The following is a 2,500-nucleotide window of genomic DNA, read 5'->3' on the forward strand; positions in this document are numbered from 1 at the left end:
CACTTGGATCTATCGACATGTCATGTCGGCCAAGGCAACTTGAGGTTATATGGTCAAGCCTCTCGGATCATTAGTATCAGTTAGCTCAATACATTGCTGTACTTACACACCTGACCTATCAACCACGTAGTCTACATGGTTCCTTCAGGGGGCTTGTGCCCCGGGAGATCTCATCTTGAGGCGCGCTTCCCGCTTAGATGCTTTCAGCGGTTATCGCTTCCGAACATAGCTACCCGGCAATGCCACTGGCGTGACAACCGGAACACCAGAGGTTCGTCCACTCCGGTCCTCTCGTACTAGGAGCAGCCCCTCTCAAATCTCCAACGCCCATGGCAGATAGGGACCGAACTGTCTCACGACGTTCTGAACCCAGCTCGCGTACCACTTTAAATGGCGAACAGCCATACCCTTGGGACCGACTACAGCCCCAGGATGTGATGAGCCGACATCGAGGTGCCAAACACCGCCGTCGATATGAACTCTTGGGCGGTATCAGCCTGTTATCCCCGGAGTACCTTTTATCCGTTGAGCGATGGCCCTTCCATACAGAACCACCGGATCACTAAGTCCTAGTTTCCTACCTGCTTGATCCGTCGATCTTGCAGTCAAGCACGCTTATGCCTTTGCACACAGTGCGCGATGTCCGACCGCGCTGAGCGTACCTTCGAGCTCCTCCGTTACTCTTTAGGAGGAGACCGCCCCAGTCAAACTACCCACCATACACGGTCCCCGATCCAGATAATGGACCCAGGTTAGAACGTCAAGCACGACAGGGTGGTATTTCAAGGATGGCTCCGCCACAGCTAGCGCCATGGTTTCATAGCCTCCCACCTATCCTACACAGACGAACTCAACGTTCAGTGTAAAGCTATAGTAAAGGTTCACGGGGTCTTTCCGTCTTGCCACGGGAACGCTGCATCTTCACAGCGATTTCAATTTCACTGAGTCTCGGGTGGAGACAGCGCCGCTGTCGTTACGCCATTCGTGCAGGTCGGAACTTACCCGACAAGGAATTTCGCTACCTTAGGACCGTTATAGTTACGGCCGCCGTTTACTGGGGCTTCGATCAAGAGCTTCGCCTTGCGGCTGACCCCATCAATTAACCTTCCAGCACCGGGCAGGCGTCACACCCTATACGTCCACTTTCGTGTTTGCAGAGTGCTGTGTTTTTGATAAACAGTCGCAGCGGCCTGGTTACTGCGACCCTCTTCAGCTATAGCTCGCATGAGCCACCAAAAAGGGTGCACCTTCTCCCGAAGTTACGGTGCCATGTTGCCTAGTTCCTTCACCCGAGTTCTCTCAAGCGCCTGAGAATTCTCATCCTACCCACCTGTGTCGGTTTACGGTACGGTCTGCGTAAGCTGAAGCTTAGGAGCTTTTCCTGGAAGCGTGGTATCAGCAACTTCGCCATAAAGGCTCGTCTCGGTGCTCGGTCTTGAAGGATCCCGGATTTGCCAAAGATCCAAACCTACCGCCTTTCCCCGGGACAACCAACGCCCGGTATGCCTAACCTTCTCCGTCCCTCCATCGCACTTACGCGAGGTGCAGGAATATTAACCTGCTTCCCATCGACTACGACTTTCGTCCTCGCCTTAGGGGCCGACTCACCCTGCGCCGATTAACGTTGCGCAAGGAAACCTTGGGCTTTCGGCGTGCGGGTTTTTCACCCGCATTATCGTTACTCATGTCAGCATTCGCACTTCCGATACCTCCAGCAGACTTCTCAATCCACCTTCAACGGCTTACGGAACGCTCCTCTACCGCGTACATATAAATATGCACACCCCAAGCTTCGGTTCTGTGCTTAGCCCCGTTAAATCTTCCCCGCAGACCGACTCGACCAGTGAGCTATTACGCTTTCTTTAAAGGGTGGCTGCTTCTAAGCCAACCTCCTGGCTGTCTGTGCCTTTCCACATGGTTTTCCACTTAGCACAAAATTTGGGACCTTAGCTGTGGGTCTGGGTTGTTTCCCTTTTCACGACGGACGTTAGCACCCGCCGTGTGTCTCCCATACAGTCCGTCTCGGTATTCGGAGTTTGCAATGGTTTGGTAAGTCGCGATGACCCCCTAGCCATAACAGTGCTCTACCCCCGAGAGGATACATATGAGGCGCTACCTAAATAGCTTTCGAGGAGAACCAGCTATCTCCGGGTTCGATTAGCTTTTCACTCCTAATCACAGCTCATCCCCGTCTTTTGCAACAGACGTGGGTTCGGGCCTCCAGTACCTGTTACGGCACCTTCACCCTGGCCATGACTAGATCACCCGGTTTCGGGTCTACTGCCCGCGACTATGCGCCCTTATCAGACTCGGTTTCCCTTCGCCTCCCCTATACGGTTAAGCTTGCCACGAACAGTAAGTCGCTGACCCATTATACAAAAGGTACGCAGTCACCCCTTGCGAGGCTCCTACTGCTTGTACGCACACGGTTTCAGGATCTATTTCACTCCCCTCTCCGGGGTTCTTTTCGCCTTTCCCTCACGGTACTGGTTCACTATCG

1 rRNA gene (cut by a window edge) is annotated in these 2,500 nt (G+C 53.6%); it reads right to left on the bottom strand.

The annotated features are described in order from the left end of the window. Positions 1-49: 49 nt before the first annotated feature. Positions 50-2,500: ribosomal RNA gene (locus HFK18_RS21550) — 23S ribosomal RNA — on the bottom strand (it continues 430 nt past the right edge of the window).

The organism is Stenotrophomonas sp. SbOxS2, assembly GCF_013416715.1.
GTDB lineage: Bacteria > Pseudomonadota > Gammaproteobacteria > Xanthomonadales > Xanthomonadaceae > Stenotrophomonas > Stenotrophomonas lactitubi.